This is a genomic window from Desulforhabdus sp. TSK, from assembly GCF_022836495.1.
Lineage (GTDB): Bacteria > Desulfobacterota > Syntrophobacteria > Syntrophobacterales > Syntrophobacteraceae > Desulforhabdus.
On record NZ_BQXM01000189.1, the window covers coordinates 1 to 403 of the forward strand.

Annotated in this window: 1 pseudogene; it reads left to right on the top strand. The window is 61.0% G+C overall.

Going from position 1 to position 403, the window contains the following annotated elements:
* Positions 1-403: pseudogene (locus MWC30_RS22060) on the top strand (histone-lysine N-methyltransferase); the annotation flags it as partial.

Below are 403 nucleotides of genomic sequence, written 5' to 3' on the forward strand. Positions count from 1 at the left end.
GGCCCATCAGCCTCATCATCACAGACCAATCGGGGGTGGCCAGCGTGGCTTACTGGGTGAACACCCGGCTGCACCTGGAAGGAGACCGCCGTCTCGACAAGAGGCATCCGGGCATTGTGAGAATCCACAAGCGGGTCATGCATGAATACGAGCCGGGAAGAAACACTTCCATTTCCACGGAGGAGCTCGAGCGCTGGGCCCGGCGATACCTGCCCGAATACTTCGTGAGCGAATTCGACCGGCTGAAGCTGAAGGCCTATGCCCTGGCGGCTCGCCTGGTGGAGGAAGTCGTCGAGAACGAGTCCATCAAGAGCATGGACCCCGCGCGCCAGGAGCCCATCCTGCAGACGCTCCTGGATCTCAATCCCTTCATCCAGTCCATCTACATCACCGACCCCGAGGG